21 protein-coding genes are annotated in these 19,790 nt (G+C 43.0%); 11 read left to right on the top strand and 10 right to left on the bottom strand.

What is annotated here, in order from left to right; genetic code table 11:
- Positions 1 to 20 precede the first annotated feature (20 nt).
- From AC23P2_RS21855 to AC23P2_RS21870, 4 genes are read right to left on the bottom strand one after another with little or no spacing between them, the layout of a single operon-like run.
- Positions 21 to 527, bottom strand: coding sequence for a Spy/CpxP family protein refolding chaperone (locus AC23P2_RS21855; protein ID WP_487775172.1), 507 nt, complete (start codon positions 525 to 527; stop codon positions 21 to 23).
- A 9-nt stretch (positions 528 to 536) separates the two neighbouring features.
- Complete coding sequence (locus tag AC23P2_RS21860) at positions 537 to 842, bottom strand: hypothetical protein (protein WP_487775173.1); 306 nt, start codon at positions 840 to 842, stop codon at positions 537 to 539.
- A 19-nt stretch (positions 843 to 861) separates the two neighbouring features.
- Positions 862 to 1,434 (bottom strand): RNA polymerase sigma factor, encoded by a 573-nt coding sequence (locus AC23P2_RS21865; RefSeq protein WP_487775174.1) that lies wholly within the window; start codon positions 1,432 to 1,434, stop codon positions 862 to 864.
- Positions 1,435 to 1,484: 50 nt separating this feature from the next.
- Positions 1,485 to 3,005, bottom strand: coding sequence for a D-apionate lactonase family protein (locus tag AC23P2_RS21870; RefSeq protein WP_487775175.1), 1,521 nt, complete (start codon positions 3,003 to 3,005; stop codon positions 1,485 to 1,487).
- A 215-nt stretch (positions 3,006 to 3,220) separates the two neighbouring features.
- On the opposite strand from AC23P2_RS21870, the gene AC23P2_RS21875 reads away from it, so the two are divergent.
- Complete coding sequence (locus AC23P2_RS21875) at positions 3,221 to 3,379, top strand: hypothetical protein (RefSeq protein WP_157607770.1); 159 nt, start codon at positions 3,221 to 3,223, stop codon at positions 3,377 to 3,379.
- 94 nt (positions 3,380 to 3,473) lie between these two features.
- On the opposite strand, the gene pepT is transcribed toward AC23P2_RS21875, so the two are convergent.
- The 3 genes from pepT to AC23P2_RS21890 all read right to left on the bottom strand — a co-directional run bounded on the left by pepT (position 3,474) and on the right by AC23P2_RS21890 (position 6,007).
- Positions 3,474 to 4,712: a peptidase T gene (pepT, locus tag AC23P2_RS21880; RefSeq protein WP_487775176.1), complete on the bottom strand. Its 1,239-nt coding sequence runs from the start codon at positions 4,710 to 4,712 to the stop codon at positions 3,474 to 3,476.
- A gap of 32 nt (positions 4,713 to 4,744) precedes the next feature.
- Positions 4,745 to 5,269, bottom strand: a complete 525-nt coding sequence (locus AC23P2_RS21885; RefSeq protein ID WP_487775177.1) for a hypothetical protein — start codon at positions 5,267 to 5,269, stop codon at positions 4,745 to 4,747.
- Positions 5,270 to 5,335: 66 nt separating this feature from the next.
- Positions 5,336 to 6,007 carry an NUDIX hydrolase gene (locus AC23P2_RS21890; protein WP_487775178.1) on the bottom strand — a complete coding sequence of 224 codons (672 nt, stop codon included), beginning with the start codon at positions 6,005 to 6,007 and terminating at the stop codon, positions 5,336 to 5,338.
- Positions 6,008 to 6,078: 71 nt separating this feature from the next.
- On the opposite strand from AC23P2_RS21890, the gene AC23P2_RS21895 reads away from it, so the two are divergent.
- The 10 genes from AC23P2_RS21895 to AC23P2_RS21940 all read left to right on the top strand — a co-directional run bounded on the left by AC23P2_RS21895 (position 6,079) and on the right by AC23P2_RS21940 (position 16,323).
- Entirely contained in the window at positions 6,079 to 6,516 is a 438-nt protein-coding gene (locus AC23P2_RS21895) for a DUF2721 domain-containing protein (protein ID WP_487775179.1), read from the top strand.
- Between the two features lie 81 nt (positions 6,517 to 6,597).
- The gene (locus AC23P2_RS21900; RefSeq protein ID WP_487775180.1) at positions 6,598 to 7,377 is read left to right on the top strand and encodes a pentapeptide repeat-containing protein; all 780 of its coding nucleotides are present in this window, start codon (positions 6,598 to 6,600) and stop codon (positions 7,375 to 7,377) included.
- Positions 7,378 to 7,497: 120 nt separating this feature from the next.
- A complete protein-coding gene (locus AC23P2_RS21905) occupies positions 7,498 to 9,981 on the top strand; it encodes a S9 family peptidase (protein ID WP_487775181.1) in 2,484 nt (827 codons plus the stop codon).
- A gap of 100 nt (positions 9,982 to 10,081) precedes the next feature.
- Entirely contained in the window at positions 10,082 to 10,870 is a 789-nt protein-coding gene (locus AC23P2_RS21910; protein ID WP_487775182.1) for a hypothetical protein, read from the top strand.
- 102 nt (positions 10,871 to 10,972) lie between these two features.
- On the top strand, positions 10,973 to 11,833 hold the full coding sequence (locus AC23P2_RS21915) for an Rpn family recombination-promoting nuclease/putative transposase (RefSeq protein ID WP_487775183.1): 861 nt from the start codon (positions 10,973 to 10,975) through the stop codon (positions 11,831 to 11,833).
- A gap of 7 nt (positions 11,834 to 11,840) precedes the next feature.
- The gene (locus AC23P2_RS21920) at positions 11,841 to 12,239 is read left to right on the top strand and encodes a ketosteroid isomerase-related protein (protein WP_487775184.1); all 399 of its coding nucleotides are present in this window, start codon (positions 11,841 to 11,843) and stop codon (positions 12,237 to 12,239) included.
- 211 nt (positions 12,240 to 12,450) lie between these two features.
- Positions 12,451 to 13,044 (top strand): GNAT family N-acetyltransferase, encoded by a 594-nt coding sequence (locus tag AC23P2_RS21925; RefSeq protein ID WP_487775185.1) that lies wholly within the window; start codon positions 12,451 to 12,453, stop codon positions 13,042 to 13,044.
- A gap of 16 nt (positions 13,045 to 13,060) precedes the next feature.
- Entirely contained in the window at positions 13,061 to 13,960 is a 900-nt protein-coding gene (locus AC23P2_RS21930; protein ID WP_487775186.1) for a carbon-nitrogen hydrolase family protein, read from the top strand.
- 47 nt (positions 13,961 to 14,007) lie between these two features.
- The gene (locus tag AC23P2_RS21935) at positions 14,008 to 15,057 is read left to right on the top strand and encodes a winged helix DNA-binding domain-containing protein (RefSeq protein ID WP_487775187.1); all 1,050 of its coding nucleotides are present in this window, start codon (positions 14,008 to 14,010) and stop codon (positions 15,055 to 15,057) included.
- Between the two features lie 39 nt (positions 15,058 to 15,096).
- Positions 15,097 to 16,323, top strand: a complete 1,227-nt coding sequence (locus AC23P2_RS21940; RefSeq protein WP_487775188.1) for an MFS transporter — start codon at positions 15,097 to 15,099, stop codon at positions 16,321 to 16,323.
- Positions 16,324 to 16,384: 61 nt separating this feature from the next.
- Here the strand turns inward: AC23P2_RS21940 and AC23P2_RS21945 are convergent, their stop codons facing one another.
- The 3 genes from AC23P2_RS21945 to AC23P2_RS21955 all read right to left on the bottom strand — a co-directional run bounded on the left by AC23P2_RS21945 (position 16,385) and on the right by AC23P2_RS21955 (position 19,730).
- A complete protein-coding gene (locus tag AC23P2_RS21945; protein ID WP_472487380.1) occupies positions 16,385 to 16,840 on the bottom strand; it encodes a hypothetical protein in 456 nt (151 codons plus the stop codon).
- A gap of 138 nt (positions 16,841 to 16,978) precedes the next feature.
- The gene (locus tag AC23P2_RS21950; RefSeq protein ID WP_472487379.1) at positions 16,979 to 17,905 is read right to left on the bottom strand and encodes a nucleoside hydrolase; all 927 of its coding nucleotides are present in this window, start codon (positions 17,903 to 17,905) and stop codon (positions 16,979 to 16,981) included.
- 73 nt (positions 17,906 to 17,978) lie between these two features.
- Complete coding sequence (locus tag AC23P2_RS21955) at positions 17,979 to 19,730, bottom strand: ABC transporter ATP-binding protein (protein WP_487775189.1); 1,752 nt, start codon at positions 19,728 to 19,730, stop codon at positions 17,979 to 17,981.
- Positions 19,731 to 19,790: the final 60 nt, after the last annotated feature.

The following is a 19,790-nucleotide window of genomic DNA, read 5'->3' on the forward strand; positions in this document are numbered from 1 at the left end:
CGGGAGGGTCTTTTACTTACTTATCTTGGAGGTGGCATTGGTCTATCGGGTCGTTCAGCAGGTCTTTCGGGGTTGGCCGCCAATCGACGTAGCATTTCATCAATGACCGAATCAAATTTCTTTTGTTGTTCGGGAGAACATATTTTGCGGACATCGCTAAAATGCTGAAAGGTAATCTTATCAATTTGAGCCATTTTTTCGGCAATCGCTTTTGATTTTTGCACCAATGCACTATCCCCTACTTCGGCTTGCCCAATATGTCGAAAATACGCTTCTTTCATTTGACGGATACTGTCGCGTAGTGCCCTCGTTTTTCGATGATGGTCTTCTCGCAACACCCGAAACTCCTCTTTTTGTTGCGGTGTTAATGCCAACTCTTGCTCCAAAAACTGCCCAGGATTTTCGCCTCGGGGGCCATTCGGCCGCCCTTGCGGAGAAAACCACATCCAGCCCACTAACCCCAAGTTGAGTAAAAATAACGCAAGGGTAATTGGCCCAAGATAGTTGTATGAAAATACGTTTTTCATGAGCTACATTTAATTTGTATCAAACCCACTAAAGTCGTTGAGGCCATAATCGTTGGCAAACTGCTCTCCAGACTCAGCGTTTGATGAACGGTGAGAGACTTGATAAATCGTCCATACATTTAAAAGAATAACCAGCCCCAAAAACGCATAAGCATACACTGGTCGCCAATGCCATCCCGTTTTTACTTCTTTATTTTTCTCCATACGCGCCTGCAAACGGGTATAAAAAAAAGGCGTAGGTTCGGCGGGCTTTATTCCCTCCAGCGATTGAAGCGTCCGCTCAATCTCTTCCTCTATTTTGTAATTCTTTTTCATGGTTTTTATTTTTTTATGGCTATTGAGATGTATAATACGTTTTCAACAAAGATTTTAAATTCGTTTTGGCACGAAACATCAACGACTCCACCGACGACAACGATACTTGCATCACTTCCGTCACCTCTTGATAGCTCAGTCCCTCCACGTGGTGCAGGGTAAAGGCAATTTTTTGGTTGTCCGACAGCTGGTTGATGGCCTTGAACAAAACCGACGCCCGTTCTTTATTTTCCAATTCAACCCCTGGGTGTACAAAATCAATCGGTTCGTACATGGCTTCGTTGTTTTCCCCAAATAAACTACTCAAAAATCCTCCCCATCGCTTTTGTGCCTTCTTTTTCCGATACGCTTCTAAGGCTTTGGTTGTGGCAATTCGATAAATCCATGAGCTTAACTTGGACTCACCTCTAAACTTATCAATCGACTCATACACTTCCATAAACACCTCTTGAGCAACGTCTTCTGCTTCTTCGGGGTGCTGAACAATGGCCAATACCGTATTAAACACTTTCGTTTGATAGTGCTCAACTAAGTATCGAAACGCCACCGCTTGGCGTGATTGAAGTCCTTGAAGAAGTTCTAAATCGTTCAAATGGAATCAGATTTATTCGTTTAGATGCACCTTCCTCTAAAAACTTGCGGTCAATGGTGATTTTTTTTGGGAAATATTTCAAACGCAGGATACGGATGCCCTTCTAGGGACAGAATTCCCAATTCGCCTACCGTTCGTAAAAGCGTGACAGAAGCCACTGTAGATGCCGACAGGCTCCGAAAAACCTCTGATAACCAACCCTTTGTGAAATCTGTAGATTGGCGTGGGTCTATTTGTTTTGAAATAGGGATTTGAACATCGGCAGGAGACGAAGCGTACGGGTTAGCGCGGGCTCGCAACGAAATAAAGTTGATGTGAACGGGTTTATTGTATAAATGTTCGGCACTTGCTGTTTGGTATTGGAGTGTTTCGGCATTTTCTAATATCGTAAGATTGTCAAAAGCGTGTACCTGCGGATGGTAAGAAAACGTGACAAAATCGGCCTCTTTGGCCTTAAAACGGTTTCGATTTAGTTCCGTAAAATTGTAATTGGTACCTACCCCAAATTTTACCTTTGGCAGTTGTTTCTTCAATACTGGAATTAAATCAATGATTCGTTGAGGCGTAGTTACCTCATTTTTAGAAAACAACAAAACACTACTGATATTCAAGCGATTCTGTTGACATATAAACACAAATTCTTCCAAGTTTTTTTCTTCCTCTTCCCCTATCGTAAGGGCTACTTCCAAAGGCAAACCAAGGTCAAAGGCGTTTTCGCAATGGGTAGAAAATTCAGTAATCCACGAAGAGGAAGGCAGTGCAAGGTCGATGCGATAATGCGACAACTGAAGCTTTTTCAACTGGCTGATGGCTTCCTTTGTCAATTCTACCGACTCAACCGACGCCCCAATTCCCAACTGAAAGATAGTTGCTTTCGAGGGTAGAACGGTGTCTTCTGACTTAACTCTCAAAAATGGATTTTCGACGGGCGGATGAAGCGTAATTCGTTGAAAAACAGTATTTCCCTTTTTATGCAAAACAGGAAAAGGTTTGGACAAAGGTGTACAAAACGTTTTAAAAGACGCATCTCCCCAATTTCGCTGGTCTTCGGTTTCAAACGTATCTCCCTCAAAATCCATTTGATACGCCGCTCCCTCCTCCACCTGCCAGGTCATCGAACGAATCATCAAAAAAGGGTCTTCTGGTGAAATATATTTGGGAAAAATGGAAGTAGAACTAGAACCATCTTCATGAAGAAGAGAAACGGGCTGATTAACAATTCCTTTGATAGGATGTAACACGCAAAACCCAGCCCTGTTACTCCACACGTCCATCAATGCTTTTCCAGAAATTTCAAAGCTAATTGTACCATTGTCGGCTCCGCTGATAGCTACCTCCCACTCAAAAATCGCCGTTGAAGCATCAGCTACATGGTTACACTTATAATGAATTTGAAAGCTAGTATCGTCTTTTTGAACAACTTCATCAAAAATGACTTTGTCGAACGTGCCCCAATTGTGGTCACGTAAGGCAAAATAAATCATTCGAACTACTTCTTTTCCCTGATGTTTTAGCTGACGAATGCTCCCTTGTTCGTATAAAAACGCATACTTTCCCGCTTGTAATATCATTAACAATTTGTTTTGAATTAACATTTAAAACCCAAAAAGGCCACTTTTTATATCAAAATAGCCTATCATTTTATCAAGAACTTACTGCACTCACTCAACAACTTTTGGGTGTTCTTGGCATTTGGCTGGTCATTATTTGTACTTTTCCAATTCGCAATTTGGGCTTTATTTGTATTATTCCGACCTTTGTGGTACATTCATCAAACAGCAAGACCATGATCGCAATTAATTTTGAATACATAAAAGCCTATTTTGAACTTGCCAAATCAACCAACTTGTTCAAACGCTTTCTGACTTGGTTTCTACGTCATCAATCAGCCTTTGAAACCATCGCCCGTACTGGACAACCCTTTGGAGGAAACGTCTTTAAATAACCCATAAAAAGCAAAACACCGCGCCCAAACTAAAAACCAAAACTTCGTTCGCATTTACTCTTTCGTGCGCGGTGTTGCTTTATAACATGTAGAATTAGTGTTTTTCTTCCCAAATTTGGCAAAGGTTGACGATTACCTCGACTGCTTTTTGCATGTCTTGGACCGAGACCCATTCCAATTTTGAGTGAAAAGCGTGCCCGCCCGTAAAAATATTAGGGCACGGCAAGCCCATGAAGGAAAGTCGAGAACCATCAGTCCCACCTCGGATGCTTCTTTTTAAGGGAGTCAACCCTGAGCGGTGAATTGCTTCCCGTACGTATTCCGAGACATGCGGGTGGTTATCAAGCACTTCTTTCATGTTTCGGTATTGTTCAATGACCTCAAAATCGGCCGTTGAGTGGGGATATTGTTGTAAAACTTGGTCAAGAATCCCTTTGAGGTAGGTTTCTTTTTCGTGAAGACCCGCCACCGTGAAATCACGAATGATAAAACCTAGGGTCACTTTTTCCTGGATTCCTTCGATGTTTGTCGGGTGGATAAACCCTTGTTTTTCTTCGGTCGTTTCGGGCGAAAGAGCATCTTTTGGCAAAGCTGCAATCACATCCGCCGCAATTTTAAGGGCATTTTCGAGTTTCCCTTTGGCAAAACCTGGGTGAGCACTGATACCACGAATGGTAATTTTTACGGCGTCGGCGCTGAAGGTTTCGTCTTCAAATGAGCCAAGGCTTTCGCCGTCGATGGTATAGCCAAAATCGGCGCCGAGTTTGGCAAGGTCCACTTTATTTGTTCCTCGACCAATTTCTTCATCGGGGGTAAAAAGGATTTTAATCGTACCGTGCTTGATTTCAGGGTGTTCCAACAAATAACGTACGGCATCCATGATTTCGGAAACGCCCGCTTTGTTATCAGCCCCCAATAATGTAGTGCCGCTGGCAGTTACAATGTCATTGCCAATCTGCGCCTCTAAATCAGGGTGTTCCGAACGGCGAATTACCTGCGTAGGGTCGTCGGGCAACAATATATCAGAACCATCCCAAGCTGCATGTACCAAAGGTTTGACACCCGCACCTGAGCAGTCGGGCGAAGTGTCCACGTGCGAACAAAAGCAAATGACAGGAACATTCAACTTGGTTGTATTGGCGTGGAGGGTTGCATATACGTAGCCGTGTTCGTCGAGGTGGGCATCCACAACCCCCATTTCAAACAATTCGGTCACCAACATCCGACTCAGGTTTTTCTGTTTTTCGGTCGAAGGTTGTAGAGTGGAATTAGGATCTGACTGGGTATCAATTTGAACGTATCTTAGAAACCGTTCGAGTACTGTTGATGACATATTTTTGTTAAATTAAACTTGGAAAGTCTTGGTTATTCTAGGGCAGGTTTGAGGTCATCGACGGTAACTGTGCCTCCTGCGTGGGTAAATTTCAGTTTTTTTCCAGTCCCATCCTGTGCTTGCTGCACTCCCCAAAGGGTCAAGCCTTCAGTACTGTAGCGGGCTATTTTATCTTCTTCTTCAATCTGCAACACATTTTGAGGAGCATAATAGGCATATTTTGTCCCGTTTTGGCTTCCACTGAACGTCGCAGGAATGGTTTTGATGGGAGCAGCCACTGAAGCATCTTTCTTTTCTGTTTCTTCAGGTTGCGCAGCTTGATGCTCTCGCACAAACGAAGCAAGTTCCGCACACAAAGCGGCTACTTTGGCTTTCAGCCCATCGTTAAACATGTCGCCAATCATCACCATTCCTGATTGCCACTGCCCCATCCCTCCCAATTCGGCACTGTTGAATTGTACTTGAAAACCACTTGTGGTTTGTAATCCTTCCAGTAACGTCCGTACGGTTGCTTCGGTTATCTGGTATTTGGCGGCGATATCGTGAATTTTTGACATGGCAGTATCTGATTTTTGGTGAATTGTATAGTTGTCCATATTACTAAAAAACCATACCAACCATAGTTATAACAGCTTCAACAACTCCCAATCTCCTATTGCTTTTAGGTATAAGAAATCAAGCAAAATACCGTTGACGTTGTTGATAAGTCGATGCCCTTCCAAAAACGGCAAAACACAAGTCACAATCCGCTCATGTTCAGAGGCTTCACCCATAAATCGCTGATCGTATGACATGATTTTTTCTTTGGGAAGTTCAATCTCACAATAAAAATAGTACATCGCTTCATCGCTCGTACCCGTTGAAGGATACGCAGGAGCATCCATGAGCCTAACCAACTGATTTTGTGACACTTCAATCCCTGTCTCTTCCCATACCTCTTTGGCGGCCACTTTGTAGGCATCCGATTCGCTGTCGAGCATTCCTGCGGGGTGTTCGTAGGTAAGCGACCCGTCACAGATACGACGTTGACGTACCAAAAGCAAATATTTTTCCTTCGTTAGTTCATCAATCAAACATACCAAAACGCAAAGCACCTCTCCTTTTAAAAAACAAATAGGGGGAATTTTATCACCTTCAGGCGTAGTGGCATCGAGCATGAGTAGTGAAAACAATGCCTCACCTTTATGGTTGTGGCGGGTAAATTTTTCATCAATTTGATGAATATTGAGGCCATTTTTCAACAATCGACCTTTCCAAAGATTAAATTTGTGGGAGTCAAATACGTTTTCTTTCATCCGAAGCAAAATTTAGCCACAAAGTACGACAATATCACTCATTCTCACATAGTCTCATTTGTTCATTTTACATGGAACTTTCTATCTCGACTCCCGCTATCTTATTTTCAACCGTTTCGTTGATGATGATTGCTTTTACCAATCGGTATTTGGCCATCGCGAGCTTAATCCGTGAACTCCACGACAGATTCCGCCAAAACCCTGACAAGAATTACGTGGATCAAATCAAGCACCTGCATCGTCGAGTTCACATTATTCGCAACATTCAATTTATCATTGTCACCAGCCTGTTGCTAAGTGCGGTTTCGATGTTGGCGATTTATTTACATTACCAACCTTTTGCTCAAGGCTTATTTTTTGTGGCTCTTTTAATGCAGATTGTCGCCCTTATGCTGTCTATTTGGGAAATTACCATTTCGATTCACGCGCTCAAAATCGAGTTGAGCGACATGGAAGCACAGCTCGGAAAACGGTTCGATTTATTTGGTCGCTCGCGAGCTAAAGAATAATTTTTCAGCTCTCGTGCAACCAAGCCGTGCTTTTTGGCATCTTATAACAAAAGCCATTTTAACACTAAAAAGCACACAACCATGAAACGCCTTTCCATTTTTGTTTTCGCCTTTTGCGTATCTCTTGTCAGTTTTGCACAAAAAGAAGTTTCAGCCAAAAGCATTTTTGAGGCTATTGACAAACAACAACAGATCCAATACGACGGCGTCGTAGTTGTAGGAACGCTGGATTTAACCGAATTATCGAACAAAAAAAGCAAGAACAACAAAGCATCTTGGGACGAATACAAAAGTACGGTCGAAGTTCCCATTGTATTCAGAAATTGTACTTTCAAAGGAGATGTCATTGCGTATAAAAACCTCTCAAAAGACGGCAAGCGTAAGAGTATCGCAGGTTTTAACATTGAGTTAGGCGAATCGAGTACAACCTATTCCACTGACTTTTCTGAAAACGTGGTGTTTGAAAACTGCACGTTTGAAGGAGATTCTGAGTTTAAGTATTCAAAATTTTCGCGCGTTGCCAACTTTTCGGGTACGAAATTTAGCCAGCAAGCCAATTTCAAATACGCCCATTTCAAAGGAGAAACGTCATTTTCGGGCAATCAGTTTAGCGAATATGCCAACTTTAAGTATGCGGATTTTGACGACCAAGTGTATTTCAAAAACGCTCGCTTCCGCGACTACGCCGACTTCAAATACGCTCATTTTCACGACGGCGTATCATTCAAAAGCGGCCGTTTCCAGCGCCATGCTGACTTCAAATACACGAACTTCTCGAACGACACCGACTTCCAAAGTACCGACTTTGAAGGCTCTACCGATTTTAAATATTCCAACGGCAAACGCTACGTAAGCCGTTAGGAGACGAACATAAAGCGACAAAAAAGGGAGGTTCGACGCCTCCTTTTTTGTTTTGGTAGGTTTTAGACCCAAAGCAGGGTGATTTGATTTAACTTGCAACAAATCAAACAACTAAAACCCATGAAAAAAGCGCTATTCTTTGTCGGGTGCTTGGTCGGTTTTTCGGCCTTCGCCCAAGACAATGCGGGGTATCAGCTGCCTCCCAAAAATCTAGCTGATTTGGTCACGGCCCCTCCTACTCCTTCCGTGAGTGTCGATAGCAAAGGCCAATGGATGCTGGTGTCGGAGCGAAACACCTCCACAACCACCATCGCAGAACTTTCACAGCCTGAACTTCGATTGGCTGGTTTACGCATCAACCCCGCCACGAGCGGCCCTAGTCGCGCCGTGTTTATCAACAACCTCAAGCTCCGCCGCGTAGCTGCCAATGCCACCGACGTACAGGTGACTGGTTTACCCACCAACCCACAGTTGTCAAACGTACAGTGGTCGCCCGACGAAACCAAGGTAGCTTTTACCAACACTACTGATTCTAAAATTGAGCTTTACGTTTTAGACATCAACAGCGCTACCGCTCGCAAAGTAAGCGAAGTCGCTCTCAACGCTGTTTTGGGAGTTCCTTATCAATGGTTGTCCGACAGCCAATCGTTTATCATTCGTGGGATTCCTGCTAGTCGTGGCGCAGCTCCTGAAATCAGCCGCGTACCGACGGGGCCTACCGTTCAAGAAAACTTAGGAACCAAAGCCCAAGCCGCTACATTCCAAGATTTGCTCAAAAACCCATCAGATGAAAAACAATTTGAGTATTACGCTACTTCACAAGCCATGAAACTTGGACTCGACGGAAGCGTACAACCGATTGGGAACGTTGGGGTAATTGCAACCTCTTCACCTTCACCCGGCGGTAAGTACGTTTTGCTCGAAACCATTCATCGGCCGTTTTCGTATTTGGTGACGGTCAATCGCTTTCCTTCAAAAGTTGATATTTATGAGACCAACGGGACGTTTGTAAAAACACAAATTGACATTCCTTTGCTCGAAAACGTGCCTTGGGGGCCTGATGCCGCGCCTTCGGGACAGCGTGGGCACAACTGGCGGAACGACGCCCCCGCCACCCTTTATTGGGTAGAAGCGCGGGACGGAGGTGATCCTAAAAAGAAAATCGCCATTCGTGACGTAGTTTTGACTTCAGACGCTCCATTTACGGGCGAGCCAAAAGAAATTTATGCGGCGGCGTTCCGTTTTGGTAGCGTAACGTGGGGAAATGCCCAAACGGCACTTTTCTCAGAACGCTGGTATGCCACCCGTAAAACCATCACCAAATTGGTGAATCCAAGCAGTCCTGCCAACCCTGTTGTGTTGTTTGACCGTTCGTCAGAAGACCGTTACAACAACCCTGGTTCACCCGAATTAAAGAAAAACCAGTTCGGAGAATACGTACTTGACATTACCCCAACGGGCGACATTTACCTCACAGGCCAAGGTGCTTCGCCCGAAGGTGATCGCCCTTTTGTTGACTTATTTAACTTAGCTACCAAGCAAACCAAACGTCTTTGGCGCTCGGAAGCCCCTTATTTTGAGCGCCCAATCAGTATTTTAAACGCCGAAAAAGGGTTGATTTTAACCTCACGCGAATCGCAAGAAGAACAACCTAACTACTTCATCCGTAACCTAAACCCTACGCCTAAAAAAGGCAAAAAGCCCGCCGAACCCGCGCTTACGCAAGTGACATTTTTCCCGCATCCTTATCCTCAATGGAAAGGTATTCAGAAACAACAACTTCGCTACAAGCGCTCTGATGGCGTGGATTTGACAGCTACGTTGCTTTTGCCTCCAGGCTACAAAAAAGAAGATGGACCGCTTCCTTCGTTTTTGTGGGCTTACCCTGCCGAATTTAAAAGCGCCGCTGCTGCTGGTCAAGTAAGTGGTTCGCCGTATCAGTTTAACCGCATTAGTTACTGGACTGGTGCCGCTTTTGCCACGATGGGCTATGCCGTTCTCGAAAATGCTTCCATTCCAATCGTGGGTGAAGGCGACAAAGAACCAAACGACACCTACGTAGAACAACTGGTGGCTAGTGCCAAAGCTGCCATTGACGAAGGCGTACGCCTGGGTGTGGTTGATGCCAATCGTGTCGGTGTTGGTGGACACTCCTACGGCGCCTTTATGACCGCCAATTTGCTCTCACACAGCAACTTATTCAAAGCAGGCATCGCGCGTTCGGGCGCCTACAACCGCACGCTTACTCCGTTTGGTTTCCAAAACGAACAGCGTACTTACTGGCAAGCCCCCGATGTTTACAACAAAATGTCGCCGTTTATGAATGCCGACAAAATGAAGACGCCTTTGTTGCTCATTCACGGAGAAGCTGACAACAACACGGGGACATTCCCAATACAGTCAGAGCGTTATTACAATGCGCTAAAAGGAATGGGTGCTACAACCAAATTGGTCTTTTTGCCTTACGAAAGCCACGGCTATACGGCCAAAGAATCGCTATTGCACATGTTGTACGAAATGGGCGGCTGGCTCGACAAGTATGTAAAAAATGCCTCTGCAATCAATACGAATACCAAAACGGGTAAAATGTCAGGAGAAAAATAGCCCAATACTATCACTTTATTGAAAACCTAACCCTAGTTCGCAAGGACTAGGGTTTTTCTTTGGTACATTTGACCCCGAAATCATAAACTCACATACTTTAATGAAAACGTTACTTACTTACACGCTTGTTTTGGTTGGTTTACTACTTACAACCACTGAATTTGCCCTTGCGCAACGATGGGAACAGATTGGGAAGAAAGGGGATTGGGAAAACACCCTTGATGTCGTTGCGATGAATGGTTTTTTGTACAGCATTGAAAAAAATGGAACACTTTTTCGAACTGATAAAAACGGAAATTATGAACAAATCGGGGCAAAAGGTGAATTTGACAATGCTAATTTCTTGGTCGCCATGGACGGTGAAATTTGGACTGTTGAAGATGGCGACTTGTACCGCACCAATCCACGCGCAGGTACGTGGCAACGGGTTGGGAAACAAGGCGATTGGAAAGAAACAGCGGGCATGGTTTCCCTAAACGGAAAACTGTACAGTATTGAAACAAACGGAACACTTTACGAAACCAATAAAGATGGCACTTGGACGCAAATCGGGGCAAATGGAGAATTTGGTGAAGCAGAAATGTTGGAGTCAATGGACAATCATTTGTGGACCGTCGAAAAAGGAACACTCTACAAAACCAATATACGATTGCTAAAATGGCAACAAGTGGGGAAAATCGGGGACTGGGCAAATACCGTTGCGATGGTGGCTGACGGAGGTTATTTGTGGAGTGTAGAAAAAGATGGAACACTCTTCAAAACGGATAAAAATGGCGCTTATCAGCAAATTGGCGAAAAAGGTTTACTCAGCGAAGTAACCCTCATTGTAGCCATGGACGGAATGCTATATGTAGTAGAAAACGGAACGCTTTACCGTACGAGAGGCTAATTAAAGTAATTGCCGACGGAAGCCTCAGCAAAAGTCGCTGGGGCTTTTTGTTTGGCAAGAACTATTGTTTTGAATAAATTTGCCCTAATCAACTTCGCAGTTATGTCAATTATCGCGGAAAAATATATAAATCCGTTTACAGATTTTGGATTTAAAAAACTTTTTGGCGAGGAGCCCAATAAAGACTTACTTCTCGATTTTTTAAATGAACTTTTAAAAGAGCAAGAGGGTAAAATTAAAAACCTTACTTATCTAAAAAATGAACACCTTGGCCTAGGTGAAAGTGACCGTAAAGCTATTTTCGACCTGTACTGTGAAAACGAAAGGGGTGAAAAGTTTATCGTAGAGCTTCAAAAATCAAAACAAAATTTCTTTAAAGATCGAACACTCTATTACGCCACTTTTCCCATCCGTGAGCAAGCAAAACAGTCGGATTGGAATTATGAACTTAAAGCCGTTTATACGATTGCCATTTTAGATTTTGTTTTTGATGAGGACAAATCCGATAAAAACAAGTATCGGTACGATGTCAAACTAACGGATATTCATAGTTGTAAAGTATTTTACAACAAACTCACATTCATCTATTTAGAAATGCCAAAATTTCAAAAAAGCCTAGATGAATTAGACACAAGATTTGAGAAATGGCTCTATGTGCTACGCAATCTCAATCGTTTAGAAAAAGTCCCTGAGAAATTACAAGAAAAAATTTTTGAACGCCTTTTTGAAGTAGCAGAAATTGCAAAGTTTAGCCAAGAAGAGATTTTATCTTATGAAGATAGTTTAAAATACTATCGTGATCTTAAAAATTCGCTCGATTTGGCGAAAGAAGAAGGAAAGCTAGAAAAGGTTAGAGAGATTTTATACAAAGGACAGCAAGAAGGCTTGTCAATTTCAATCCTTTCAAAATTAGTCGGACTGTCGGAAGAAGACGTTTTAACCATTATTAATGAATCAAAATAGCACATACATGACTGCACTAGAAATCGTTCAACAGTATTACGCCCACTTTAATCAAAAAAACTGGCAAGGCATGTTAGACTTGCTCCATCCCGAAGTTCGGCACGAGCCTAATCAAGGAGAAGTCCGCATCGGAAATGAGAAGTTTACTGAGTTTATGCAGAAAATGGACGATGCCTACGACGAAACTTTGACCAACATGGTCTTCTTTTCATCATCAGACGAAACCCGAATCGCGGCCGAATTTGTTGTAAATGGTACCTATAAACAAGCCGAGGAAGGTCTCCCACCCGCCCACGGCCAAAAATACGTACTGCCCGCAGGTGCATTTTTAGAAGTAAAAGAGGGGAAAATCACCCGCGTTACTACGTACTATAATTTACCACTTTGGATTAAATTAGTGTCTTAACCACCAGGTCAGACGATAGTCAGACCGTAAACACTACATTCGGTCTGACTATCGTCTGACCGTAACCACCACTACATTCGGTCTGACTATCGTCTGACCAAAACTACCACACATTCGGTCTGACTATCGTCTGACCAAAACCACCACACATTCGGTCTGACTATCGTCTGAGCGAAACACCGAAATCAAATCGTCTGACCAAAAGACAAAAATGAAAACAACACTTTCTTTTGACACCAAACGCGGAGCTGAAATCGCTTCGGTATTTGAAGGGCTTGGGAAATTGCGCATCGCCGTTTTTCGCGATTTTCCTTACCTTTACGAAGGCACTCTCGAACACGAAAAAGAATACCTTCAAACGTATGCAAATTCAGAACGTTCGTTTTTATTTTCGGTATATGACGACGCCGAAATGGTAGGCGCTACTACCTGCATTCCTTTGTCCGACGAAACTCCCGAAGTACGTTTACCATTTGAAGAAGCAGGGTTTGACATCCATTCCATTTTTTATTTTGGCGAAAGTATTCTCTTACCCGCTTACCGTGGGTTGGGCTTAGGGCACCGTTTTTTTGATGAACGCGAAGCCCACGCGCGCAGTTTTGGTACGTTCACAACTACTTGTTTTTGCGCTGTAGTTCGCGATAACCACCCCGCTCAGCCCCAAGATTACCGTCCAAACGACGCTTTTTGGAAAAAACGAGGCTACGAAAAAGAACCATCGTTGCAAAGCTCCTTTGAATGGCTCGACCTCGGAGACACTGTGCCTACCGTAAAACCAATGATTTATTGGATACATCGCTTATAAAATTGCTTTTCCATCAATGCCCCTCACCCTTGCCACCGCCCAATACCCCATCACCGAACATAAAAATTGGGACGAATGGGTGCTTCATACCGAGAAATGGGTAGCTCATGCAGCCCAACAAAAAGCGCAATTACTTCTTTTTCCTGAATACGGTTCGATGGAATTGGTAAGCATCCTTTCGCCCGAAATCCGTCAGGACATTCGCCAACAAGTGATTGAATTAAGTGCCTTACAAGGGGGTTTCTGCCAAGTTTTTGAGGACTTAGCCCGTAAATACCAAGTTTGTGTTGTTGCTCCAAGCCTCCCAGTTGTCGAAGATGGTAAGCCTTACAATCGGGCATTTGTATTTTCGCCAAAAGGGTTAGTAGGTTATCAAGACAAGTTTTTTATGACGCGTTTTGAAGATGAAGAATGGGGAATACAATCGGCGCCAAAGGTGCTTACACTTTTTGAAGGAGATTGGGGAAGCTTTGGCGTTCAAATTTGCTACGATGTCGAATTTGGCATTGGCGCCCACCGTCTTTGTTCAGCAGGAGCATCATTAATTCTCGCTCCGAGCTGTACCGAAACTATCCGAGGAGCCACCCGCGTTCACGTAGGTGCGCGTGCAAGGGCCTTGGAAAACCAATCTTACGTAGTTGTTTCTCAAACTGTCGGGCTTGCTGAATGGTCGCCAGCGGTGGACATTAATTATGGCTACACGGCCATGTACTGCCCTCCCGATAAAAACCTGCCCGAGGAAGGTATCGTTGCCCAAAAGCCTCCACAACAAGCAGGCTGGTTAGTAGAATCCCTCGACTTTTCGCTCATCGATACCGTCCGCGCAGATGGACAAGTCTTCAATTACCAAGACCACCAACGCCTTCATAATCAATTCATCAGCGATGAAATAAAACTCATCAAGCGGTTGATTTAAGTTCTCTTTCTTGCAAAAAAATAAGGTTAACACCTAACAACTCAGCCATGATAAATATTGCCCATCAACGATTAATCAATCAAAAAATCATTGACAGAGGTTTCCAACAACCCCAAGACGCTGTAGAATTTTTGGGTGCCGTACAAGCACAAGACTATCCCATGTCTAAATGGGCAGTGGGGATTCGTACCAAAAACGCTACTGACAAAATGGTAGAGCAAGCACTTGATGAAGGCTTGATTTTACGAACCCATATTCTGCGCCCCACTTGGCACCTTGTATCTCACAAAGATATTCGCTGGATGCTCGCCCTGACCGCGCCGCATATCCATCAAATTTCGGCGCATTATAACCGAAAAATGGAGTTGGGCAGTGATTTACTGAATCTCACAGACGCGTTATTGGCCAAAGCCGTTGAAGGGCACAAGCACCTTACCAAGGCCGAATTAATGGCACATTTAGAATTAGCAGGCATAAATACTTCCGAGGGACGCAGTTCACTTATTTTGATACATGCCGAACTTAATGGAGTCCTTTGCAGTGGTAAACAAAACGGGAAAAATAACACCTATGCCTTGCTCGAAGAACGGGTAACGCCTGCCCCGAGTTATACCCGAGAAGAATCTTTAGGACTTTTGGCTCGTCGTTATTTTCGTAGCCACGGCCCCGCAACTCTCCACGATTTTGGATGGTGGTCGGGCTTAAAAATCAGCGATGCTAAGGCAGGTCTGGAATCTGTTAAGGAGGAGTTCTTATCCGAAACCATTGAAAATCAAACCTATTGGTTTTTACCCGACATCCAAACAGCATTACAACCCTCGACTTTTTTGCTTCCTGCTTTCGACGAATTTATGGTAAGTTACAAAAACCGAGCAGCCTCCCTCGATTCTTCAAACGTTTCGGCGGCCATCACCGCCAATGGAATTTTTAAGCCCATTATTGTCGTCGATGGACAAGTCAAAGGGCTTTGGAGCAGAACCCTCCAAAAAGAAAAAGTAAGCATTAAAACCCATTTTTTTTCTGATACAATAACCGACCCTCTTTTAACCAAAGCCGCCAAGGAATTTGCGTCCTTTTTAGGAAAAGAAATGACGTAAGCCTGTTTATCCCTTCTAATTTCCTCTCATTCATCACACATGCAAGCACCCCAAACAACAACTTTTACATCTTACCAAAAAATTGTTATTGCCCTCTTAGCACTTACTCAATTTACGGTAGTTTTAGATTTTATGGTCATGTCTCCCTTGGGAGATTCATTGATGAAATCCATGAAAATATCTCCAACACAATTTGGGTTTGTCGTCTCAAGTTATGCCTTCAGTGCGGGAATTTCTGGCTTATTGACCGCAGGTTTTGCGGACAAATTTGACCGTAAAAAACTCCTTTTATTTTTCTACACGGGTTTTATTATCGGCACACTTTTTTGTGGATTGGCGCCCACTTACGAAACCATCGTCGCTGCCCGAATCATTACGGGTTTATTTGGTGGCGTTATTGGTTCCATTAGTATGGCTATTATTACCGATTTATTCTCGCTCCAACAACGCGGGCGCGTCATGGGTTTTGTCCAAATGGGATTCGGGACAAGTCAGGTTTTGGGAATCCCCATCAGTTTATATTTGGCCAATGGCTGGGGCTGGCAAGCGCCATTTATTATGATTGTCGGTCTGAGTATTATATTGGCCATTGTCATTCTGAAAATACTTCAGCCTATCACCGCTCACCTGGCCATTCAATCGGAGCGAAATGCCCTGTCTCACTTGTGGCATACCATTACCAAACGTAGCTATCGAATTGGATTTTTGGCCACATCATTATTGGCGATTGGTGGTTATATGATGATGCCTTTTGGTAGTGTTTATGCTGTCAATAATTTAAAAGTAAGCCAACAGCAATTGCCCATTATTTTTATGGTAGCAGGCATTAGTACATTGATTACGATGCCCATGATCGGGCGTTTGAGCGACCGAATAAACAAGTTTAATTTATTCACAATTGCCTCCGTTTGGATGGTAATTATGGTGCTTATTTATACGTGCTTACCCGTTATGCCGCTCTGGACTATTATTATTTTCAACGTTTCAATGATGGCTGGGATTATGAGTAGAATGGTACCCGCTACCACCATGACATCCGCGATTCCCAGCCCACAAGACCGAGGTGCATTTATGAGTGTAAATTCATCTTTGCAGCAAATAGCAGGTGGAATAGCCTCGTTTATTGCGGGTTTAATTGTAGTTCAGCCGACAAATTTTAGCCCGCTTGAACACTACGATACACTCGGAATCGTCACCTCAAGTATTACGCTACTTTGTATAGGAATGATGTATCGGGTCAAATTACTGCTGGATACAAGTAAATAAAAAGCGAAAGCCACCTAAACGGTGGCTTTCGCTTTTTGTACAAAGAAATAACTCGACGAGATTAATCTTCGTCTTCGTCATTCCCTTTTTTGGTGCGAGGTTTCTCGTCAACAAGCTTTGCAAAAAAGCCAGTTCCGATTCCATCCAAATCTATTTTTTTAATTGTAAAATGGAATTCAGTTGTTCTGTAAGCCAATCCCAATTTGATAAAAATACCTTTCAACAACAATGAAAAACCACGGCCGATTTTTACAAGTTCGAAGGCAGTTGGATCACTTTCGTCTGAAGGGATAAGGTAAAGACCAACAAATCCTTTTTTGTTTTGATCTACACCTACTTTAAAACGAGCAGTCAAAGTAGATTCAACGCCCAAAAATTCGAGGGTAGGCAAAGGCAAGCTCAATTTACCATTTGAAGTAATATGTGCTTCTGGAACAAAAACTTCCTCTTTAACTACTCTTGTCTTTTCGACAAAATTATCCTCTTGTGTGAAGAATTTAATTTCTTTCTTTTTCATTGTTATTTTTTAATATATGTTAAGATTACTTTAACCACAAAGGTAAAAAAATAACATTTCAAAGCAATTTTTCTTTAAATTAAAATGGAAAGTCAAAAAAATGACTTTCCATTTTGGAGTTTTTCTAAGAAGGTAGTGTTAATCAAATGAGCCATATAATTGGGCTAAAAATTTCTCTCTTGATGCTTCTAAAACAACTTCCATATTGGGTTTAAGCTTGAGAATATTTGTATGATCTACAATGGTTTGTCCACGGGTGAGCCCTTCGCCCAAAACTACTTCCACGTACAGTTTTTTTATGTCAGTTGCGACGGTTCTATCTAGCGCAACAGCCACGGTTATTGGGTCTGGTAAATCAAAGCCAATTTCCCCTGTTATCTCCGATGTAAAGCGCGCTTTTGCGCCTTGAATATCCACTACAAAATCGGCCAAAGGCTTTTGAATATTCCGTAATTCTTGCGTTGCTTTTTGGTCAAACGCTGCATATTTTATTGAAATATCCCACCCTACCATTGTCATATTCATTCCCGATTGAAACACCATTTGAGCAGCTTCTGGATCGACCCAAATGTTGTATTCCGATACAGGCGTGATATTCCCATATCCAAAACCAACTCCCCCCATAATCACACACGATTTTATTTTAGAGGCAATTTCTGGTGCTTTCGCCAGGGCCAGTGCCATGTTTGTCAACGGCCCTAACGTAATGATTTCTATCTCATTAGGAAACTTATTTACTGTATCAATAATGGCATCTACGGCGTGTCCTTCCAACGGCTTACGGCCTTTTAAATCCAACCCAATGTCGCCCATTCCATCGTCTCCGTGAACAAACTGAGCGGTAAATAAAGGGCGAATCAATGGCTTTTCTGCCCCCAAATATACCTTCGTTTCATACTGACATAAATCAACCATATAAAGCGCATTTTGTAGGGCTTTATCGGCTGGCACATTTCCCGCCACAATCGTTATTACTTCTACCTTTACATCAGGCGATTTCATCGCCATCAGCAACGCAACGGCATCGTCCGAGCCTGTGTCTGTATCAATCAACAAATGTCTCATTGGCTATTTCATTAATATACACTAATCTGATTTTTGTTTGTTTTCATTTTCAAGTAAACTAATGCCCAAATCATCAGCCAATGGTTTCACTTTCTCCAACTTGCTGGCGCCACATGGCGTAATAAAGTCCTTTTTGCGCCAACAAATCGTCGTGATTTCCTGCTTCTACCATCTTCCCTTTTTCAAGCACAAAAATTCGGTCAGCGTGCATAATTGTGCTCAAACGGTGGGCAATAAGAACGGTAATATGCTGTTCATTATTCGACAAATCACGAATTGTTTGCGTGATTTCTTCTTCCGTCAAAGAATCTAAAGCTGACGTAGCTTCATCAAAAATCAACAAATTAGGGTTTCTTAACAACGCCCGCGCAATGGATAAACGTTGCTTTTCTCCGCCCGACACTTTCATTCCTCCTTCTCCAATCACGGTATCTAAGCCATTATCAGCACGGTTTAAAAGCGAATAGGCCGCTGCTTTTTTCAACACATCTAAACAATCGGCATCGGTAGCAGATGGTTTTACAAACTGAAGATTTTCGCGGATTGTACCTGAAAACAGCTGGGCATCTTGTGCCACAAATCCTATTTGTTCTCGAAGCTCATCTTTGTCAATTTCTCGGCTATCTATTCCGTTGTATTTAATGTGTCCTTGCTCGGGATCATACAAGCCTACTAAGAGTTTTATGAGCGTAGTTTTACCACTTCCCGAAGGCCCCGCAAAAGCAATTGTTTCTCCTTTTTTAACCTCAAAACTAACATCTTGTAGGGCTGTTCTCGAAGCGGTCAAATGTTTAAATGAAACGCCCCGAAAATCAATTTTTCCAATTTTTGTCAGCGTTGCAGGTTTGGCAGGTTTTGCCTCAATAGGACGACTCAAAATTTCGCGAAAATTATTTAACGACACCTCGGCTTCTCGGTACAGTTGTATCACATTTCCCAACTCTTGAAGTGGCCCGAATATAAAAAATGAATACAATAACAGTGAAAAATATTGCCCAATCGTCAGTACTTCTTTAAAGATAAGCCAAAGCATCAGCGCAACAATACAGCTGCGCAGAAAATTGATGGTTGTACCTTGAACAAACCCGAGCGTCCGTACAAATTTTACTTTACGAAGTTCTAATGCCAGAATTTTTTCAGTATTTCCATTCAAACGCTTTACTTCTTGGTCGGTAAGTCCCAAGCTTTTTACCAACTCAATATTTCGTAACGATTCTGTGGTACTTCCCGCCAATACCGTCGTTTCGGCCACAATTTTGGTTTGAATTTTCTTGATGCGTTTACTTAGCACTGAGCTCAACCACGCAATGATAGGGATTGTCAAAAAATAAACGGGGGCAATGGGCCAATATACACTCAGGGCGTAAAAAATCACAAACGTAATACCAATCACCGATTGAAAAACAACGTTCACGACCGACGTAATCATGCGTTCGGTATCGGTTTTTACTTTTTGCAACACCCCCAACGTTTGCCCACTTCTTTGGTCTTCAAACACTTGATAAGGCAAGGCCAACGAGTGTTTAATCCCGTCTGTATAAATCTGCGTACCAACACGCTGGGTAATCACACTAATAAAATAATCTTGAAAGTTTTTGGCAATCCGTGAAACCATTGCGGCCCCAACTGCCATTCCAACATATTTTAAAACGCCCCATATATAATCGCTTTCGTTGAAATCCTTGATGTGCGACGCATAACGATCGATGACCAAGCGATAAATGTAGGGATCGAGCAGGGAGAAGATTTGGTTGATAGCAGCCAATGTCAAGGCCACAAAAATAAGTTTCCAATAAGGTCGGAGGTAGCGGTAAAGTATATCCATGGGAGCAAAACACCAACCTAGTCCATTATGTTCCTAAAAACACAAAGAGCGGCTATTCAT

It is taken from the genome of Runella sp. R0.1_18 (genome assembly GCF_057652155.1).

Coding starts and splice junctions, on each gene's coding strand:
- AC23P2_RS21860 (WP_487775173.1), bottom strand. CDS start 842: ATGAAAAAGAATTACAAAATAGAGGAAGAGATTGAGCGGACGCTTCAA.
- AC23P2_RS21895 (WP_487775179.1), top strand. CDS start 6,079: ATGGAACTTTCTATCTCGACTCCCGCTATCTTATTTTCAACCGTTTCG.
- AC23P2_RS21950 (WP_472487379.1), bottom strand. CDS start 17,905: ATGAGACATTTGTTGATTGATACAGACACAGGCTCGGACGATGCCGTT.
- AC23P2_RS21890 (WP_487775178.1), bottom strand. CDS start 6,007: ATGAAAGAAAACGTATTTGACTCCCACAAATTTAATCTTTGGAAAGGT.
- AC23P2_RS21945 (WP_472487380.1), bottom strand. CDS start 16,840: ATGAAAAAGAAAGAAATTAAATTCTTCACACAAGAGGATAATTTTGTC.
- AC23P2_RS21885 (WP_487775177.1), bottom strand. CDS start 5,269: ATGTCAAAAATTCACGATATCGCCGCCAAATACCAGATAACCGAAGCA.
- AC23P2_RS21930 (WP_487775186.1), top strand. CDS start 13,061: ATGCCCCTCACCCTTGCCACCGCCCAATACCCCATCACCGAACATAAA.
- AC23P2_RS21900 (WP_487775180.1), top strand. CDS start 6,598: ATGAAACGCCTTTCCATTTTTGTTTTCGCCTTTTGCGTATCTCTTGTC.
- AC23P2_RS21935 (WP_487775187.1), top strand. CDS start 14,008: ATGATAAATATTGCCCATCAACGATTAATCAATCAAAAAATCATTGAC.
- AC23P2_RS21910 (WP_487775182.1), top strand. CDS start 10,082: ATGAAAACGTTACTTACTTACACGCTTGTTTTGGTTGGTTTACTACTT.
- AC23P2_RS21870 (WP_487775175.1), bottom strand. CDS start 3,005: ATGATATTACAAGCGGGAAAGTATGCGTTTTTATACGAACAAGGGAGC.
- AC23P2_RS21925 (WP_487775185.1), top strand. CDS start 12,451: ATGAAAACAACACTTTCTTTTGACACCAAACGCGGAGCTGAAATCGCT.
- AC23P2_RS21875 (WP_157607770.1), top strand. CDS start 3,221: ATGATCGCAATTAATTTTGAATACATAAAAGCCTATTTTGAACTTGCC.
- AC23P2_RS21915 (WP_487775183.1), top strand. CDS start 10,973: ATGTCAATTATCGCGGAAAAATATATAAATCCGTTTACAGATTTTGGA.
- pepT (WP_487775176.1), bottom strand. CDS start 4,712: ATGTCATCAACAGTACTCGAACGGTTTCTAAGATACGTTCAAATTGAT.
- AC23P2_RS21955 (WP_487775189.1), bottom strand. CDS start 19,730: ATGGATATACTTTACCGCTACCTCCGACCTTATTGGAAACTTATTTTT.
- AC23P2_RS21905 (WP_487775181.1), top strand. CDS start 7,498: ATGAAAAAAGCGCTATTCTTTGTCGGGTGCTTGGTCGGTTTTTCGGCC.
- AC23P2_RS21940 (WP_487775188.1), top strand. CDS start 15,097: ATGCAAGCACCCCAAACAACAACTTTTACATCTTACCAAAAAATTGTT.
- AC23P2_RS21920 (WP_487775184.1), top strand. CDS start 11,841: ATGACTGCACTAGAAATCGTTCAACAGTATTACGCCCACTTTAATCAA.
- AC23P2_RS21855 (WP_487775172.1), bottom strand. CDS start 527: ATGAAAAACGTATTTTCATACAACTATCTTGGGCCAATTACCCTTGCG.